The organism is Paenibacillus sp. 22594 (assembly GCF_052044425.1).
Lineage (GTDB): Bacteria > Bacillota > Bacilli > Paenibacillales > Paenibacillaceae > Paenibacillus_AQ.
In genome coordinates, this window is record NZ_JBQENA010000002.1 from 151,544 (window position 1) to 172,219 (window position 20,676).

At 47.2% G+C, this 20,676-nt stretch carries 11 protein-coding genes; all 11 read left to right on the top strand.

Features of this window, described 5'->3' with window-relative positions; genetic code table 11:
* Window positions 1-226: 226 nt before the first annotated feature.
* Window positions 227-1,195, top strand: coding sequence for a LacI family DNA-binding transcriptional regulator (locus ACTJKB_RS07560; protein WP_440832958.1), 969 nt, complete (start codon window positions 227-229; stop codon window positions 1,193-1,195).
* 124 nt (window positions 1,196-1,319) lie between these two features.
* Window positions 1,320-2,288 carry an ABC transporter permease gene (locus ACTJKB_RS07565; protein ID WP_440832960.1) on the top strand — a complete coding sequence of 323 codons (969 nt, stop codon included), beginning with the start codon at window positions 1,320-1,322 and terminating at the stop codon, window positions 2,286-2,288.
* Window positions 2,289-2,301: 13 nt separating this feature from the next.
* The gene (locus tag ACTJKB_RS07570) at window positions 2,302-3,198 is read left to right on the top strand and encodes a carbohydrate ABC transporter permease (RefSeq protein ID WP_440832961.1); all 897 of its coding nucleotides are present in this window, start codon (window positions 2,302-2,304) and stop codon (window positions 3,196-3,198) included.
* A 108-nt stretch (window positions 3,199-3,306) separates the two neighbouring features.
* Window positions 3,307-4,932 (top strand): ABC transporter substrate-binding protein, encoded by a 1,626-nt coding sequence (locus ACTJKB_RS07575; RefSeq protein ID WP_440832963.1) that lies wholly within the window; start codon window positions 3,307-3,309, stop codon window positions 4,930-4,932.
* Between the two features lie 24 nt (window positions 4,933-4,956).
* Entirely contained in the window at window positions 4,957-7,404 is a 2,448-nt protein-coding gene (locus ACTJKB_RS07580; protein ID WP_440832965.1) for a PfkB family carbohydrate kinase, read from the top strand.
* A gap of 14 nt (window positions 7,405-7,418) precedes the next feature.
* A complete protein-coding gene (locus ACTJKB_RS07585; RefSeq protein ID WP_440832966.1) occupies window positions 7,419-9,698 on the top strand; it encodes a GH32 C-terminal domain-containing protein in 2,280 nt (759 codons plus the stop codon).
* A gap of 171 nt (window positions 9,699-9,869) precedes the next feature.
* The gene (locus ACTJKB_RS07590; protein WP_440832968.1) at window positions 9,870-15,632 is read left to right on the top strand and encodes an S-layer homology domain-containing protein; all 5,763 of its coding nucleotides are present in this window, start codon (window positions 9,870-9,872) and stop codon (window positions 15,630-15,632) included.
* 279 nt (window positions 15,633-15,911) lie between these two features.
* Entirely contained in the window at window positions 15,912-17,381 is a 1,470-nt protein-coding gene (locus tag ACTJKB_RS07595) for a GH32 C-terminal domain-containing protein (RefSeq protein WP_440832969.1), read from the top strand.
* A 223-nt stretch (window positions 17,382-17,604) separates the two neighbouring features.
* Window positions 17,605-18,594, top strand: coding sequence for a LacI family DNA-binding transcriptional regulator (locus ACTJKB_RS07600; protein WP_440832971.1), 990 nt, complete (start codon window positions 17,605-17,607; stop codon window positions 18,592-18,594).
* Between the two features lie 61 nt (window positions 18,595-18,655).
* The gene (locus ACTJKB_RS07605; RefSeq protein WP_440832972.1) at window positions 18,656-19,591 is read left to right on the top strand and encodes an alpha/beta hydrolase; all 936 of its coding nucleotides are present in this window, start codon (window positions 18,656-18,658) and stop codon (window positions 19,589-19,591) included.
* A 128-nt stretch (window positions 19,592-19,719) separates the two neighbouring features.
* Window positions 19,720-20,676, top strand: a complete 957-nt coding sequence (locus ACTJKB_RS07610) for a carbohydrate kinase family protein (protein WP_440832974.1) — start codon at window positions 19,720-19,722, stop codon at window positions 20,674-20,676.

The window sequence follows — 20,676 nt, forward strand, 5'->3', positions numbered from 1 at the left end:
ACCGGCCAGTAGGGCCGGTCCTGTTATTTGTTGCACGCTTGGAGCGCACCGGCTAAGGCGTGAAAATCTCCAGCATACCGGGAGGTGGCAGAAGTGCATAGCTGAAGCATAATGCATCGTCCATGAGAGGCATTATTTTAGATATTGAAACGTTTCCAAATTAACTATTGAAACGTTTCCACTTTGGTGATATTATAATTTCCATAAGAGAGTTCGGGGGTGTTCAATGACAAGCATTAAAGATGTAGCCAACTTAGCCGGTGTTGCTGTAGGAACCGTGTCCAGGGTCATTAACAACTCTGGCGCTGTAAAACCCAATACACGCCGAAAAGTCGAGGAAGCGATACAAGAACTGAATTATTTCCCTAATGAAGTCGCCCGGAACTTTAAGATGCAGAAATCCAAGATGGTAGCTTTGTTGCTTCCAAGTATCTGGAATCCGTTCTTTTCTGAATTGGCTTATTACATTGAGGATGAATTGGATCGGGAAGGCTTTAAGCTTATGCTGTGTAACAGCGGCGGAAAACCCGAAAAGGAATTATACTATCTGGATATGCTCCGGCAAAATAAAGTGGCTGGTATTGTGGGCATAACTTACAACGATATCGAGAATAATATTAGCAACGACATTCCGATTGTAAGTATCGACAGACACTTCAACAAGAAAATCACCTGCGTCACTTCGGATAATTACGAGGGAGGACGATTAGCTTTAAGGGAACTGGTGAATGCAGGGTCCCGGAAACCAGCTTTTATTGGAAGTGTTACTTCTGTTTTCAGTGAAACCATGAACCGGAAAAAAGGATTCATTCATGAGGCACAAGCCTTGGGAGTCGATTATGTGATCTATGAGAAGCCGGACCCCATTGTGGACGACAATGCCTATTTTAATGAGTTCTTAGATAAGCATTCTGATGTGGATGGTATTTTCGCTATTACCGATATGTTAGCCGCCAACTATATAGAAAGAGCACGCAGGCAGGGTATACGTGTTCCTGAGGATGTAAAGGTCATCGGTTACGACGGGATTCAGGATAATCCTTATTTTCATCCTATATTATCAACGATCAGACAGCCAGTGGAAGAAATGGCACGCATGACTATCAGACTACTCTTTAACAAGATTGAAAATATAACCTTAGATCAGCAAGTGTATCGTATCCCCGTTATATTCAAGAAAGGTGAAACTACCTGATTCTTCTTGGATCGGAAAAACATCAGCTCATCGATATGGATGTACAAACTGACGTTTTTCTTTTCTAAATTGGAAACGTTTCAATATTTTATGGAAACGTTTCAAAATGAATGATTACTTTTATATGAAAGGGAGTTTAAGAGTGAATTCAAGAACCAGCGGGACGGATCATTCCATGATCAAACCAAATCGTAATCGATGGAGTCGGGTTAAACGCGACTACGAACTGTATCTGTTTTTGCTGCCGATCATTATTCTTTATCTCGTATTTAAGTATTATCCAATGTACGGTGTGCAAATTGCTTTTAAGGACTTTTCACCAAGCCAGGGGATCTGGGGGAGTGAATGGGTAGGTTTCCAGCACTTTGTTGATTTTTTTAATTCCTATAACTTCTGGACGATCATCACGAACACGCTTACACTCAGTTTTCTGTCGCTGTTGTTTGGCTTCCCGGCTCCAATCATCATCGCAATTATGCTGAACCAAATGCTGGGCAAGACCTACAAAAAATTTGTGCAGACCGTGATCTATGCACCGCACTTTATCTCTACCGTTGTACTCGTCGGCATGCTTAATGTTTTTTTGTCTCCAAACAGCGGAATCGTGAATCACGTCATCACCTTGTTCGGAGGAGATCCCATTCTGTTTCTGGCCGATGCAGGCTGGTTCCGTCCTCTGTATATATTGTCAGGGATTTGGCAGGAGACAGGATTTGCCACCATTATCTACCTTGCTGCTCTTGCGGGGGTCAATCCCGAACTGCATGAAGCTGCAATTATGGATGGGGCGAGTAAATGGAAGCGTGTATGGTTTGTGGATATTCCAAGCATCTTGCCGACGATCGTTATCCTGCTGATTCTGGCACTCGGCAACATTATGAGCATCGGCTTTGAAAAGGCGTTCCTTATGCAGAGCGATTTAAATTATGCCACCTCCAATATTATTCCAACTTATGTGTATGAAATGGGGATTCAGAAGGCCCAATACAGCTTTTCCACGGCAGTTGGCCTGTTTAATTCACTTATTAATATTATCCTGATTTTTACCGTAAACCGGATCGCCAAAAAGATGACAGAAACCAGTCTTTGGTAAGGAGGAGTTCATATTGAATCAATTATTGAAGAGAAAGAGCAGAGGAGACGCATGGTTTGACATCATCAACTATCTTTTGTTGACCGTAATTATGCTGCTCGTATTATTCCCGTTGTACTTTGTACTGATTGCATCATTCAGTGATCCTAATTATATCTACTCAGGTGAAGTTTGGTTGTTTCCTAAAGGCTTCACGCTGGATGGGTATGAGCGGATTTTCAGTGATTCGTCCATATGGATAGGTTATGCCAATTCAATTTTATACGCGACTCTGGGAACGTTAGTTGGAGTTGCTGTGACAGTATTTGCGGCCTACCCGTTAGCTCGTAAAGATCTGGCAGGGAAATCTGTGATTATGTGGTTTCTGCTGATTACCATGTTTTTTAGCGGAGGGCTGATTCCAACCTATTTACTGATTAAGGATCTTCATATGCTGAATACGATCTGGGCACTCGTGATTCCCGGAGCAGGCGGTGTATTCAATGTGATTATCGTCAGGACCTTTTTTCAGTCGTCTATACCGGATGAAATGTGGGAAGCGGCATCTATAGATGGATGTTCCAATACAAGATTCTTTTGGAGCATCGTCCTGCCTTTATCCAAGTCCATCCTGGCTGTAATGGTGCTGTATCATGTTGTTGGTTTCTGGAATGGTTTCTTCGACGCTCTGATCTATCTGAATGATGAAAGTAAATATCCGCTGCAACTGGTACTTCGCAACATTCTTGTTCAGAATCAGGTCAACTCTGGCATGATGCTTGATGTAGAATCCTATGCAGCGAAGATGCGCGTTACCGAACTGATCAAATACGGTGTCATCATGGTATCCAGTCTGCCGCTGCTCATATTGTATCCTTTCCTTCAGAAGTACTTTGTTAAAGGCGTGATGATTGGCTCGATCAAGGGTTGATTCTGACATGGTGCTTGAAGGGGGGGATGTCCAGCAGCATTCAGACAAATGCAAAGACAGAGCAATGTTAATTATCTTGTGGAATGAACTCAAGGGAGGTTATTTACAATGAAATCTTTATTCAAGGGTGCGGGGATTCTAGTGCTGGCCGGAGCATTTGCGTTAAGTGGATGTTCAGGAAACGGTAACGGCTCAAAGAATCAGGCTAAAAGTCCGGATCAAGAAGCGAATTTCAACAAAACCGGTCTTCCGATTGTTAAAGAAGCAGTGTCGTTAAGAATGGTATCTCCGAAGGCTGCCTTGGCACCGGAATATTCGGAAATGGAAATTTTCAAGCGACTAGAAGCGCAAACAAACGTTAAGATCAACTGGGAGAACATCCCAGATACCGATTATACAGAAAAGAAAAACTTGTTACTCGCTAGTGGAGATTTGCCGGATGCCTTTTACGGAGCTGGATTTACCGATTATGAGCTAATTAATTACGGTAAAGACGGAACCATTATTCCTCTGGAAGATTTAATTAATCAATATGCGCCTAACTTGAAAGCGCTTCTGGACCGCCGGCCTGACCTCAAATCATCAATTACAGCGCCAGATGGGCACATCTACGGACTGCCGTCATGGGAAGAGAACAACCTCGGAACCAATCCCTTCTTTCACGTTATCAATAAAGCCTGGTTAGATAAGCTGGGGCTGAAAGTACCGCAAACACTGGATGAATACACGGAGGCTCTGCTTGCCTTTAAAACAAAGGATCCGAACGGCAATGGTAAGCAGGATGAAATCCCATTAAGCTTTATGCACATGCAGTGGTGTATGGATATTGCCGGGATTTTCGGGGCATTCGGACTTCCGGATAACCTGGAGCACCGGGTCGTCCGCGACGGGAAAGTTATTTTTACCGCAACTCAGCCCGAATATAAGGAAGCTCTTAATTATTTCCATGAAAAATGGTATAAGCAGGGCTTGATTGATCCGGAATCCTTCACCCAGGATGCAGCACAGTATCTGGCAAAAGGTAAAACAACGGATGAGACGCTTGGATCTTATATCTGGTGGGAAGTTGAAGAGGTAGTCGGAACTGAACGCAGTAAGGATTATGTTCTGCTGTCTCCGCTGAAAGGACCGAAGGGGGATCAAATCATTGGACGTGCTAATGGCGGTGGTCCGGGCCGCGGGGCTTTTGTGATTACAAAAGAAAACAGCAATCCGGAAATCACCATGCGTTGGATCGATCAGCAGTACGAACCTTACATGGCTGCCCAAATCCACTGGGGTCCGTTGGATGTCGTATTCAAGAAAGACGAAAACGGAAAATTGGTGAATCTGCCGCTTCCTGAGGGAGCCTCTGCAGGTGAATTCCGTCAAAAAGTTGCACCAGGCGCAGGTGGACCTGGCGTTATTACCATCCAAGATCTGGGGAAGGTTGTAGATCTGGAGCCACGTGCCCAGCAGCGTGCTAAAGATCTAGAGCAATATTACGATCCTTACATGGAAAAGGAAAACTATCCAAGTATTTTCTTTGAGCCAGAGGAATTGGACAAAATCAATAAGATTGAGCCGGAACTGATTAAATATGTAAATACCCAAAGAGGTAGATTTATTGTTGATGGCGGTGCGGATGAAGGGTGGAACAACTATCTGAAGACTCTGGATAAGATGGGTCTGAACGAATTGATGGAGATCTATCAGACCGGACTGGATCGCTATAACGCAAATCTAAAAAAATAAATAGATGATAGGTGGGGAGAAGCTGTGCTTGATGTTATCGCTATCGGAGAAGTCTTAATAGACTTTACTCCAGCAGGTCGTACAGCAGGGGGGAACGAGCAATTTGAATGTAATCCAGGAGGGGCTCCGGCTAACGTGGCCGCCGCGCTATCCCGGTTAGGAGCCAAATCTGCACTCATTAGCAAGGTAGGGGAGGATCAATTCGGTTCCTTGCTGCACAATACCCTGTTAGGCAGCGGTGTGGATGTGTCTGAAGTTTCTTTTACAAATGAAGCGAGTACAACGCTGGCCTTTGTCCATCTGGATGACAAAGGAGACCGGTCATTCAGTTTCTTCCGAAAGCCAGGAGCAGATACTTTCTTAGACTCGAAGGATGTCCCGCTTGAGCGGATTGAAAGCTGCAAGGCTCTACATTTTGGCTCATTGTCCATGACCCATGAACCTGCCCGTACGGCAACAAGGACGGCAGTGCTTAAGGCCAAGGAAACAGGGGTTTTGCTCTCATTCGATCCTAATATCCGGTTTGCGTTATGGGACAGCAAGGATGAAGCCAGACAGAATATTATTTGGGGCATGAAATATGCCGATATCTTGAAAATATCGGAAGAGGAGCTTTCCTTTATAACCGGTATCAGCGATGTTGAACAAGCTTCACTAGAAATCCAGCAACAATTTGATATTACATTAATCGTCGTCACTTTAGCGGAAAAAGGCTGCTATTACCGTTTAGCTGGTCAGGATGGATATGTGCCGGGTTTTCAAGTCAAGGCCATTGACACGACAGGGGCAGGCGATGCTTTTCTGGGCTGCCTGTTATACAAAATTCTAGAAGCCGGAAGTGCCTTGCATGATCTGACCAACCAGCAAATTCTAAGCATGCTGACTTTTGCCAACGCAGGCGGAGCGTTAGTTACCACTCGAAAGGGGGCTCTTGGGTCCATGCCGACAACAGATGAGATTAACCGGATGATAGAGTCCACTAAAAAGTATGATGAGCGCTTCAGACCGGGGTTTCATTTCTCACCACCCTCGAGCTGGGCGAATGATCCCAATGGATTAGTCTATTATGAGGGCAGCTATCATCTCTTTTATCAATATCATCCTTATAGCAATAAATGGGGTCCTATGCATTGGGGCCATGCCATAAGTGAAGATCTGGTTCACTGGCAGCATGCACCTATTGCTTTGTTCCCGGATGAGCACGGAGCTATTTTCTCCGGTTGCTGTGTAGTGGACTGGAATAATAGCAGCGGCTTGTTCGAAGATTCTCATGGATTGATAGCGATCTTTACCCATGCGGATACAAGTCCAGTCACTGGCCAGCCGCGCCAGCGGCAGAGCTTGGCTTACAGCAGCGATAAAGGACACACCTGGCAAAAATATGCGGGGAATCCTGTACTTGCTGAGGAGGGTATAGTGGACTTCCGGGATCCGAAGGTGTTCTGGCATCCGCAAAGTAAACGGTGGGTTATGGTACTTGTTGCGGGAGACCATGCCAAATTTTATGGATCTGAAAATCTGCGTGAATGGTCGCTGACAGGGGAATTCGGCAAGGAAGAAGGCTCGCATGACGGCGTTTGGGAATGCCCCGATCTGTTTGAATTGCAGATTGATGACACCGGCCTTTCCAAGTGGGTACTCATCATAAGCATCGGAGATCATCCAAGCTGTCCGGAAGGATCACGTACGCAATACTTTATCGGGGAGTTCGACGGAAATACGTTCATTAATGACAATCCGGCCGATCATATCATGTGGCTGGATTATGGCAGAGACAATTATGCGGGAGTTACCTGGTCGGATATCCCTGAGCAAGACGGACGCCGTGTGATTATCGGGTGGATGAGCAACTGGAAATATGCCAACGAGACACCTACCGGTTCCTGGAGAGGTGCCATGACTCTGCCTCGCGTCTTGTCACTGACGAAGCAGGGCGAGGATGTGACTTTGACCCAAATGCCTGTCGGGGACATAGAGAAGCTACGCAAAGAATCAATGGGCTGGAAGGGAATCACAGTTACTTCAGCATCCCCTTTTATGCAGAAAATGAATGAAGATCTGCTGGAAATTGAAGCGGATATCGATATCCGGTCCGGTGAAGAGGTTCATATTGGGCTGAAATCCTCTGGGCTGAGTGAGATTGTTATCGGATATGATCCTGTTCAGCAATGGCTGTTCATCGACCGCTCCAACTCAGGTGTGACTGATTTCCACCCTTCGTTCTCATGCAAGCACGGTGCCAGAATGGTTTCGAAGAATGGAAAGATCAAGCTGCAGATCTGGTTAGACCGTAATGCGGTTGAAGTGTATGCAGATCATGGCTTGGTTACATTAACGGATCAAATTTTCCCTGACGCACCAATTGATAAAGTCGAAGTAAGTACGCAATCAGGGAAAGTTGTATTGGATTCGCTTCAGATCCATACTCTTAAATCCATTCATCTTCGGGATGGTGTCTCAGAACAGAAATAAGGGAGGAATGATGTATGAGTCATATAAACGGTGATCAGGGATTGGTGATGTATTGGGCCTTTGATGAAGGCACCGGAGCAAGCGCTCTGGAGAGCGTATCTGAGGTCCGGGACGATATTCAATACGTATTTAATCAAGCGGAGTTTGCCGAACAGTCCGGTCCGCAGTGGAGACCGGGAGTAACGGGAAACGGACTCCTGTTCGACGGTTACTCTACTTCTATTGTCCATTCTGTCAATGAAGAAGATACACACGATGAGCAGGAATCCATATCAGCATTAAGTATCGGAGTATGGGTAGCGCCGCGCTCCTATGATTGGGGATATGAAGGTAAGTTGACTGCCATTGTGAACCGTCACCATATGGATCGAAAGCAAGGCTATCTGCTAGGCATGTTCCGGCACGGGTCTTGGTCCTTCCAGGTTGGGCTGGAAGGAGGAGACTGGAGGGAACTTTGGTCACCAGACGGCCATGAATTGCCCAAGAACGAATGGTCATACGTGAACGCTGTATTTGATGGAACCCTTGGCACTATCAAACTGTATCTGAACGGCAGTGAAATCGCTTCGACGGATTTACCGAGCGGTTCCCGTCTTGCTGAAGCATTTGGCACGGATCTGCTCATCGGCAAGAATAATCACAGCAGCCTGCTGGCTGGAGTCTTCAGCCTTCAGATGTTCAGCGGGATCATCGATGAGCTTAAGATTTATAACCGGGCCTTAAGTGCAGAGGAAGTGGCCGCTTCCTATCAGCATGTGCTGGACTCTGCACATGGAGGCGTCCATCCGCACGTGCAATATGACGAGATCAAGCTGGACCGCACACCTCTGCTGACGGATCGGCACAGACCGCAGTACCATGTCAGCCCGCCTGCTCATTGGATGAACGAACCTCATGCGCCGATCTATTTTGACGGGCAATATCATTTGTTCTATCAGCATAATCCATTGGGGCCGTTCTTTTATCATATCCATTGGGGACATTGGGTAAGTAAAGATCTGGTACATTGGCGTGATCTTCCTGTAGCCCTGGCACCCGCTAAGGATCAGCTGGCACCGGACGGTATTTGGTCGGGAAGCGCGACTTATGATGCAGACGGCTTGCCTGTCTTGTTCTTTACGGCGGGAAATGACAGTGCTTCACCGAATCAGAGTGTTGCGCTTGCGCGGAGCACTTATTCTCAGGACGGAGACCCGGATCTGGTTAATTGGGTGAAACATCCTGAGCCGCTCATCGTACAGAAGCAGGGAATAGGCGCATTCGGAGATTTCCGTGATCCTTTTGTCTGGAAGGACGATGACGGCTGGTTTGCGCTGGTCGGATCGGGGATCGAAGGTGAAGGTGGAGCTGCGCTTGGGTTTGCCTCTCAGGATATGCTGAATTGGACGTACAAAGGGCCATTTTATCAAGCAGATATTCAGAAGTACCCTTATCTTGGGCCTATCTGGGAACTTCCTGTGCTTCTTCCCCTGGGTACCGACAAACAGGGTCAACATAAACATCTTCTATTGGTCAGTCCAGTGGGAAAGGGAGCCGATGTCGAGGTATTCTATTGGATTGGACAGCTTGATACACACAAGCTTTCATTTATTCCAGATCAAGTAGAGCCGGAATTGATAGACGTTGGAGATTTCCATTTTACCGGACCGAGCGGAATGGTGGATCCGAAGACCGGTAGAAAGATCATATTTACGATAGCTCAAGGTGACCGGACGTCCGAGCTTGAATATCAATCGGGCTGGGCTCATAATGGCGGCTTGCCGTTAAGTGTCTTTCTGAGGGAAGACGGACGGCTGGGAATCGAGCCGATTCAGGAACTCCAGTCTCTGCGCGGCTCTAAACTGCTATCGGTTCGTAACAAGTCCTTGGCTGAGGCTAATCTGTCGCTAAAAGATATTCGAGGTGACATGCTTGAGATTCAAGTGGAACTGGAGCCCTGCAATACTACACAACTAGGAATTAAAGTCCGGTGTACACCGGATGGAGAAGAAGAAACGCTGCTGTATTATGATTTTAACGAAGCTAAGCTCCTGGTCGACCGAACGAAAACGACACGGCATCCGGGTGAAAAGTGCAGTGGGGTTCAAGGCGGCAAGCTGGAACTGCTCGGGGAGAATTTGAATCTTCACATTTATTTGGACCGCTCCATGGTCGAAGCCTATGCCAATGGTCTGAAAAGCCTGACGACAAGGGTATATCCGAGCCGTAAGGATGCCTTGGGGCTGGAGATCTGGGGAGATGGAGTACCGCTTATTAAATCTATGGAAATATGGAATATGCAGTCCATTTGGTAACAGAAGCGCTATGGCGCTTCTTGCCATTTGGTTCAGGGAATAAAAGATCAAGAAGATTTACATCCCTTCGATTTGGAAGCGCTTTATTTGTTATCTCTCCTTTCATAATCTTAACTATTCGTCCTTGTACAAGGAGAGCATCTCGAAATTAGGTTTGAAGGAGGCTCTTGAATGAGAAAAGTTAAAGACAGAAAACCTTGGATCTCCAGAATGGTTATAGGGGTGATGCTTCTTCAGCTTGTAGCTCCCGGAATTCCGGCCGCAGCCGAAGCTGGAGCTCGGGAAGCTACTGTTCCAAAGGCGGATATAGGCTCGTCAGTCTCGGATACAGTCTATCAAACGCCAAGGGATGGTTTGGAATTATCAGCTACAGATGCGGTCTATCAAATTCAGAATCCAGGCTTCGAAACTGGGGATATGTCAGGTTGGACGGTTGTCAAAGGTCAAGCGTTCGGTCCAGACAGTGTATCGGACGAAACTACTTGGTGGGCAGAACAAATCCCGTACAATCAAGAAGGTACTTATCATCTAAACGGCTGGAAACATGACGAGGCTGCGACCGGCGTGCTTCGTTCCAGCACCTTCGAGCTGGGCGGCAGCGGCTGGATCAGCTTCAAGCTTGGCGGTGCGAAAAATCCTAACAAAGTATACGTGAATATCGTGGAAGCCCAGACGGGACAAGTCGTTGCCCGGTATGGCAATAGTGCTTTTGCCGACGTCGGCTTTCCGAACCCCGCTCAGGGTCTACGGCTTGCCAATATGGAGCAGTATAAGGCGGATCTCTCCGGATATTTGGGCAAGAAGCTGTATGTGGAGATCGTCGATAATGCAACCTCAGATTGGGGATTGATTTTTGCGGACGCATTCTTGATGTACCATGAATCCGAGCCAGCCGAGGGCATTGTTGCCAAGGATATTAAGCCGGATTTCAAACGCTATCAAGTCCAGAATCCAAGCTTTGAAACCGGAGATTTGACAGGCTGGACCGTTGTGGAAGGTGATGCGTTTGGTCCAGACAGTGTATCGGACGAAACCACCTGGTGGGCAGAACAAATCCCGTACAACCAGGAAGGTTCATACCATTTAAACGGCTGGAAATATGCCGAAGCTGCAACAGGTGTACTTCGTTCCAGCACCTTCGAGCTGGGCGGAACAGGCTGGATTACCTTCAGACTGGGCGGAGGCAAGCATACGGAGCAGGCCTATGTAAGTGTTGTCGATGCAGATACCGGAGATTTGATAGCAAGGTACGGAAATACCGGATTTAACGAGTCCGGGTTCCCGGATCCGGCACAGGGCCTCAGACTCGCGAATATGGAGCAATATAAGGCCGATCTCTCGAAGTATATCGGAAAGAAGCTGTATCTAGAAATCGTGGATCACGCAGCCTCGGATTGGGGACTGGTCTTTGCGGACGCCTTCAATACCTTCAATGAACTTGTACCCGAGGAAGGAGTTATGGCGGATAATATTGTGCCAACGGAAATCCGGAATCCTAGTTTTGAAACCGGGAATTTAGAGAACTGGACCGTTGAAGGTAATGCTTTTCAAGTCACTAATGAAGCTGGGACCGGCAAAGAGGGTAGCTTCTATGCCAAGTCTACCTTGGAAGGTCAGGGTTCTATTACTTCGAATACCTTTAAGCTTCAGGGAACCGGAACGATCACCTTCGCTATTGTAGGCATCAACAATCCGCAGGACGCCTACGTCGCATTATATGATGCCAGCACGAACACGTTGCTTGAGAAGACCGGGGATGTCAGTGCGAATGAGAAGATTTCCTGGGAAATGCAGGGGCACTACAATAAGAGGCTCTATGTTAAGGTTGTCGATCAATCCAATCAAGCCAGTATTGCTGTTGATGCTTTTCAAGCTCATAGTACGGGTAACATTTTTTACATGAACTTTGATGAAGTCACAGGAAAGAAGGCGCTGGAGGAAGTAAGCAATCTTGAACATGACGTGAACTATGTGTTTAACAACGCCAGATATATGGCCTCGAAGGATCCGAGATGGACCTCGCGTGGAGTAAAAGGCGGTGCCTTGCTATTCGATGGATACTCGAATGATGTTGAGGTCAATGCAAAGGATACCATTCCTGTAAGCGACGCGTTAACGCTTGAAGCTTGGGTCGCCCCGCGCAGCTACGAATGGGGAGACGGAAACAAGCTGTCCGGAATTGTGAGTCAGTCCGATCAGGACAAAGCAGAAGGATTCGCACTTGGCATGTACCGGCACGGCACATGGTCGATGCAGGTCGGGATTGGCGGCCAGTGGATTCAGGTATGGGTCAAAGACCATCCACTCGAAAAATACAAATGGAATTACATTGCAGCTACGTTCGACAAAAAGGACGGAATCATTAAATTATATTTAAATGGTCAGGAAGTAGCTTCTGAGGCGACCCCTGTCAACGTTCCAATTACACCTTCTACGGAAAACCTGATGATCGGAAAAAACAATAGATCTGCAGAGTTTGCGGGCTTGTTTTCCTACAATATGTTCAGCGGACTTATCGATGAAGTGAAACTGCAGAACAAAGCGCTCACGGGTCAGGAGATCCTTGCTGAATATGAGAGTGTGAAGACACTTCATGGCGGCGAGGTTCCACAAATTCCAAATGGCGACATTGATGAGGATCCTACTGTGTTTGATGGTGATCAGCACCGGCCTCAGTACCATGCTATGCCTCCTCAAAACTGGATGAATGAAGCACATGCACCCATTTATTATAACGGCAAATACCATTTATTTTATCAGCATAACCCGCAAGGTCCATACTGGCATCAGATCCACTGGGGACATTGGGTGAGCGATGATATGGTACATTGGGAAAATGTGAGGCCGGCTCTTGCCCCCGAAGCGGGCACGCTTGATCCGGACGGTACATGGTCAGGCAGCGCAGCCTATGATCGAAACGGGAATCCCGTTCTGTTCTACACCGCCGGCAATGACTCTTTGTCGCCGAACCAAAGAACAGGGCTGGCGACTCCGTCCGATTTGTCGGACCCTAACTTAGAGCAATGGGAGAAATATCCTGAACCGGTTACAGAGCAGAATGGAAACGGCATTCATAACGAATTCAGGGACCCGTTTGTATGGTATGACAAAGAGACAGACAAGTGGTATCAGTTAGTGACTTCCGGTCTTCAAGACTTCAGCAGCGGTACAGCTCTGGTGTACGTGTCTGACGATATGTACAACTGGGACTATAAGGGGCCTCTATACGTTAGTGACAGAAGCCTGTATCCGGAGCTCGGTACGGTATGGGAACTGCCGGTATTACTACCGTTAGGTAAGGATAGTACGGGCAAGCAAAAGTATATTTTCATGGTTAACCCCCATGAGAAACCGGAGCAAGTGCCTCCGGCAAACGATGTGCAAAGAGATGTTGAGGTTTTTTACTGGATTGGCACTTGGGACCGGGATCATTTCAAGTTTATTCCCGATCAGGATGCGCCTTCTAAAATGGATGTGGGCGACGGCTATTTAACGGCAGAGAGCGGTATGGTTACACCTGACGGTAGAACAGTCGTATACTCCATGGTGCAGAATGTAAGAACACCGCAAGCCGAATATCAAGCCGGTTGGGCTCATAATCTGGCACTGCCAGTTTCCCTAAGCCTGGATGAGCATGATCAATTGCGTATTGAACCGATTCAAGAATTGCAGAGTCTCCGGGGAGATAAGGTGGTTGATTTCTCGGACAAAAATTTGGCCGCCGCCAATCAGTTGATCCGGAGTGTCAAAGGCGACATGTTGGAGATCGTGATGGAAATTGATCCGGGTGAAGCCCAGAAATTCGGTCTTAAGGTGCGGCGCTCCGATAACGGCCAGGAGGAAACGCTGATTTACTATGACAAGACAAATGGGACGTTCAATGTGGACCGGACCAAGAGCAGCATTGATCCGGATGTGCGCGTGGACGGCATTCAAGGCGGATACGTGGATCTGGACGGAGAGAACTTGAAGCTGCATATTTTCCTGGACCGCTCGGTTGTCGAAGCCTTTGCCAATGATAAGAAAAAACTGACAACCCGCGTCTTCGTGGGAAGATACGATTCCTTGGGCTTGCAGGTTTGGGCCGACAACGATATAACGGTCAAGTCGATGGAAGTATGGAATATGAATGCTTTGACGGGTGAAGCGGCTGCTCCGGTCGACGTGCCTGACAATTGGGATAACTCGGTGTATACCGATATTACAGATCTGACCAATCATGATTTTGCCACAGGAGACTTAACCGGTTGGATTACAGAAGGAGATGCTTTTCAGGATATCCATGTGACCGATGCGCAGTTTTTCTGGGATACGATCTACTTCAATCCTTCGCATAAAATTCCAGGTGGCTATCATTTGTGGGGCTTCAACGAGGAAGCCGGCGGAGACAGCTTAACGGGAACACTGAAATCGCAGAATTTCGTCCTTGGCGGGAACGGTAAAATCAACTTCCTGGTCAGCGGCGGGCGTGATATCGCTAAGCTGTATGTTGCGCTGGTCCGGGCATCGGACGGCAAAGAACTATTTAAAGAAACAGCCACTAACTATGAGGAGTATCAACGGAAGATTTGGAATGCATCACAGTATATTGGCCAGGAGCTTTACATTAAGGTGGTTGACCAATCCACAGGCGGTTTCGGACATATTAATGTCGATGATTTCAATGTACCGGTAAAGGTGCAGAATCCGACGAATCCGAATGAACCTACCGACCCAACTGGCCCAACTGACCCAACTGATCCAAGTGGACCTGCCAGTCCAGCTGACCCAACCCACCCGACCGGTCCGATTGATCCAACCGATACAGCTGTCACAACCAGTCCTCCGAATCAGCCTGTGATTCCGGCAAGCAAACCTGAGAGTCAAAGCAGTTTGTCATTCGAGATGGCAAAGGGAGAGCGGCAAGTGATGTTTCCGGTGTCCATCGCGGCAAATGACGGCAAGAATGCCCTGAAAGTAAAAAAAACAGATGTGGAGATTGAAGTTCCCGCAGAAGTATTGAAGGATTTACAGGCAATGGTTACGGGCAGTGAGCTTGGGCAGGCGAAGATCTCTTTTGAAATGGGTACTTTAAATTCAGAGCAGAACAAAGAATTACTTTCGCGGGCCGGACAGAAGAATCATGCGGATATCTCTATAAATGGGGAGGTCTACGACTTCAAATTGTCAATCGTGAAGGCCGATGGAACGGCGCTTACGCTTGAAAAATTCTCCAAACCCGTCACAATCAGATTGGCTTCACAGGAGAATTCCCGCCAAGATTTAACGGGCATTTATTACATCTCAGATGACGGCAGACTGGAATATATGGGTGGAACCTATGCGGACGGTAAATGGACGGCAAAGGTGAGTCATTTCAGCAAGTATGCCGTCCTTACTTATGATAAATCATTTGAAGATGTGAATGCCTCCTATTGGGCCCATGATGTTATAAAAAGGATGGCAGCGGAACAAATTGTCCTGGGTGTGAGTGAAACTGCATTTGCACCAAAACAAAACGTGACAAGGGCTGAGTTTGCTTCCTTAATCACCCGTGTACTTGGAATCCATGCTGCAAACCCGGCTGCATTCAAGGATGTAGCACCCACGAAGTGGTATGCTTCTTCTATTGCAGCAGCATACGAAGCGGGAATTGTCACCGGAAGAAACAAGGATACCTTTGCGCCGGAGGACACCATAAGTCGTGAAGAAATGACGTCTATGATTTACAAAGCGTATCTGTTTCATACAGGAAAGAAGGCTGCTGTTAATCGTCAAAGCAATTTCAAGGATGACGTTTCGATAAGTAGTTGGGCTGCAGATGCAGTGGCTGCCTTACAGGAGCTTGGATTAGTTACCGGGCGTGGCAACCAGTTATTCATGCCACATGAAGCGGTAAACCGTGCAGAAAGCGCGCAAATCATCTCGCTGCTGCTGGATGAAGTCAATAAATAATGGCTAAGGGAAAGCCGGGGAAGTCAAGGAGCAAGAACAGACCGTTTATACGAATAGAGACCTTGTGAGAAAACTATATGATCTTGAAGCACGCTAACGATGATGGGCGGAGGTTTCCTCCGCCGGGAAGGTGAGGGTATTGTGGCCTTGGAATTGGATGGCCCCGGTGTAATCTGCCGCCACCGTCTACTGGTATCAGGAACAAGGTACAAATGATGCGTATATGCCGGTTTCGCTGGATGAACGCTTAGCCAATCACCATAAGGGGATGAACGATTAATGAAAGAATTTTTTTATCGTCCGGAGAACGCCTGGGTGGGGGATGTAATCCCCTACTATGAAGATGGAGAGTTTAAACTTTTTTATCTCCATGGCTGGAGAGGAAATTATCGTGAAGGCCTTGAGCAAGGCTGGCATTTGCTCGGAACGAAGGATTTTGTGAATTTCAGGGAAGATGGAGCTTGTAAAATCGAAGGTGGGACTGGCCACATCCTCAAGGTTGATGATATCTATCATATGTTCTATTGTATTTTTCCTGATGGAAAACAGTTTGCCTGTCATGCCGTCAGTAAGGATCTGCAAACATGGGAGCCTATTCCTGAAGACACTTTTGGTCCGGATGGCGAAATTTATGAGCTGGCGGACTGGCGTGATCCTTTTGTTTTCTGGAATGAAGAAGAAGGGCAATACTGGATGCTGATCGCAGCTCTAGCCAAAGGACCGACGAACCGGAAAGGCTGTACAGGCTTACTATCCTCTAAGGATCTCAAACATTGGGAATACCGGGAGCCACTGTATGCGCCGAACCTGCATGTGGGAGCGCATGAATGCCCAGACCTATTCCGGATGGGGGACTGGTGGTACCTCATCTATTCTTCTTATACAGGGCGTTTCGGTACCTTTTACCGGATGAGTCGTTCCTTGAACGGACCATGGATTACACCTCTTGAGGAAGCCTTTGATGGACGGGCTTATTATGCGGCGAAGTCAGTATCCGATGGACAAAAGCGATATTTGTTCGGCTGGAATCCGACAAAAAATGACGATCTGTTTGGCTGGAATCCTCCTAAAGCTTCTGGCAAAGATTATGACACATGGGATTGGGGGGGCAATATGGTTGTGCATGAAATCAATCAGCGCCCGGACGGGACACTAGGTGTAAAAGTTCCAGATACCATTGACTCGGCTTTCACCCACCAGTTACCTGCTCATTTTTATGGAGTTGCTGGAGAGTGGGCGATTACAGAAGCTTCGATCCGATGCGATTCCCCGTATTCCTTTGCTGGCTGCATCACAGAGGAAGAATTGCCGGAATTGTGCAAAATCTCAGCCGACGTTACTTTCTCCGGTTCTACCCAAGGTTTGGGGATCATGCTCAGGGCAGATGAGGGTCTGGATATTGCCTACTATATCACGCTGGAACCAGAACGAAGCCGGATTACCTTCCGTGGACCGATTATGCAAACGGAAGAGGGGGGCAAAACCTTTCCTTACGATGTGGAACTGGAACGTCCGCTCAAGCTGCTGCCAGATCAGAAGTATGAGCTGAAGGTATTTGTGGACGGAACGATCTGTGAGATTTATGTTGGAAGGGAAGTGGCTTTGAGTGCCAGAATATATGATATTCAGCACGGAAAGCTTGCACTATTCGTCAGTCAAGGTACAGCGGAATTTCATGGGGTGAAGATTGATACTTTGGGAACCGATCCGGCCCTGCAATTAAAACAGAATATACATGCATCCGGTTAACTTCATACTTTTCAGGTTGAATTTAAGAACAGCCATTTGATTAGAATGGTTGTTCTTTTTACTAGCCTTAGACCCTTTGGCTTTTCTTTATGATAACCGGTTGACATGAAAATGTTAACCGGTTATCATAAAGGGACAATAGAAATGAATGCGCATTCAAATGAACTGCTGAAATACGCGCAGAATTCAAATGTGAATTGGAATTAAAAACAAGGTGGTATATATGCCGAATCTTAAAGATGTCGCGAAAAATGCGGGGCTTTCTATTAATACCGTTTCTAGAGTACTTAATAATAGAGGTTATATCAGTGAAAAGACAAAGGAAAAGGTCTACCGGGTGATGAAGGAGATGAATTATCAGCCGAACGAAATGGCCCGGGCCTTGTTCAGAAAAAGATCGAATATGATCGGTCTGATCATACCGACGATCTCGCATCCTTTTTTTGCTGAACTCACTTACCATCTTGAATATTACGCGCATCATAAGGGCTACAAACTATTGTTATGTAATTCCAACCGCAATGTCTCCAAAGAAATGGAATACATTGAGATGCTGAAAAAGAATCAAGTGGATGCCATCATCATGGGCAGTGCAGTGCTGGATGTCCAGCATTATCTACATTTGGCCCTGCCTATTGTTTCGTTCGATCGCGTTATTTCGGAGGATATTCCTGTTGTCACTTCGAACAATTTAGAAGGCGGTAAACTCGCCGCGAGATTATTAATCGACAAGGGCTGCCTTCATCCGGTCTTCATTGATCGTGGAATAGACGGTCCGCAGCATCACTCGATGCTCGCTGCCCAGAGAAGGCAGGGATATGAAGCTGAGGTAGAGAGCGCAGGCATTGAGCCGCTGCAATTGCAATTGGATGCTGAAGGGAGCAAGCACACCCGGAACTCCGCTGCAATGATCGCATACTTTCAAGAGCATCCGGAAATAGACGGAGTATTCGCGAGCAGTGACGTGATTGCAGCGGAGGTCATTCAAGCTTGTCACCTGATGAAGAAGGATATTCCTTCAGAGATCAAAATTGTAGGTTATGATGACGTTCAGATCGCTTCGCTGATCTCACCGCGACTTAGCACAGTCAGACAGCCGATTCAGGAGATGAGCGATTCTATCATTCAGTTGGTTGTTCAGCAAATCGAAGGCAAAGAAATTCCTATGGTTAACACGTTCCCGGTGACTCTTATCGAACGTGATACGACATAAAACAATTTCTGAAAAACGAACGACTTGATTCCACTAAGAAATCATAATGGAGGAAACCCAGATGGATTTTATAAACCGAGTAGCTCCAGAATTAAGACAAGGGGTAGCAGAATTGCCGCCGTTTCATTTGCCGGGTGATCTGGATTCTGCCAGAGGAAATATTCAATACCCTGCGGAAAAGTCGGAGCTCGTTCGCATTACGGAACGATATCTGTCCGTAGCTGACGGTTCATACCAAATGTTGGTTAGAATTTACGAACCGGCTCAGAGAAATGAAAATACACTACCAGCTCTTCTTTGGACCCATGGTGGAGGCTATGTGCTTGGCCATCCCAGTGGAGATGATGCGTTATGTGAAAGCTTTGTATTAGCAGCCAACTGTGTTGTCGTTTCGCCCGACTACCGTCTTGCACCTGAGCATCCGTTCCCGGCAGCAATTGAGGACAGTTACGCGGCGTTAGTGTGGCTAGCCGGTATCAACAATGATCTCAATATCGATTTGGCCCGGATAGCAGTCGGCGGAGCGAGCGCAGGTGGAGGACTGGCTGCAGCCCTGGCACTAATGGCCAGGGATAAAGGAGGTCCGTTACTCTGCTTCCAACTGCCGCTGTATCCGATGATTGACGATCGCAATGATACGCCCTCCAGCCATGAGATTACACATTCTTCGGTCTGGAACCGGGAGAATAACCTGGCTGCATGGGAAATGTATCTTGGGGGACCTTCCGGAGGAGATACCTCTCCTTACGCTGCACCCAGCCGCGCAGATAATCTGGCTGATCTGCCTCCCGCATATACCTGTGTCGGACAGCTTGATCCGTTCCGCGACGAAACGATCGAATATGTCACCCGATTGGCTCAGGCCGGCGTCGATGTGGAATTTCATCTCTATCCCGGCGGCTATCATGGCTTTGAACACGCCGTTCCAACAGCCGGGATTAGCCGGCGTGCCAGAGAGGACTATATCAACGCTATGGCAAGAGCTTTGAATCCGTAAGCACTGGCTCTGATCCCGTGTTCTGTCTTTGAATTGAAAGAAACGAACGTTTTTTTTGAAGTATTGCGTAAACAGAAGCAATAGAATGTATATATCGAAAGGATATTGGAGTTTTAGGGGGAGAACGGGTGTTTAATCTCGGTGAGGCAATACCATTTGAAGATAAAGCGAACGATGTGTTAACGGTTGGAGAGCTTCTGGTTGACATGATTTCCAATGACTATGGCGATGCTTTTGAATGCGACGGATATACCAGATATTTTGGAGGGTCACCTTCCAATATTGCCATCAATGTCCATAAGCTTGGCATCCGGTCTCAAGTTGCTTCGGCGGTGGGCCGGGATGGTCTTGGAGCTTTTCTGGTAAAAGGATTGAAAAGGGCAGGAATAGATACCAGCGGAGTCCAGCGGGTGGATGAATCTACCAGCATGGTGGTGATCACGAAGAGTCAGGAAACGCCTATTCCGATCTTTTACCGCGGAGCGGATAGCGAATTGGTGTACAATGATGCTTTGGAACAAGCCTTGATCCATTCCAAAATTGTCCACTTTTCGTGCTGGCCGATCTCGAGAGTTCCATCGCGTTATACGGTTGAACGGGTTATCGAGATAGCAAGAAAACATAAGCTGCTGATTGGCTTCGATCCGAACTATCATCCCTTGATTTGGCAGAAAGGTGAAGATGGCGTCTCCTATGTCAAATCTATCATACCCAAAGTTGATATTATCAAGCCTTCGGAAGATGATGCAGAGCGTCTGTTTGGGCCAGGCACGCCGACTGAGCAAGTCGAGAGGTTTTTGGAGCTTGGCGCCAAGTTGATTGTGATGACCTTGGGTAAAGAAGGAGCGATAGTTTCGAATGGTATAGAAACGTTGACGTTCGATACTAAAGCTACCAAAATCGAAGATACGACCGGTGCAGGAGATGCCTTTTGGTCCGGATTCTATGCGGCTGTCGTCAAGGGGTATACCCTCAATGAGGCGCTGGAGCTCGGCTTTGCCGTAAGCGCGTACAAACTAAGATTCATGGGTGCGGTAGTGAATCTGCCAACTCTGGAAGAAATTAAACAACAATTTAACCTGTAG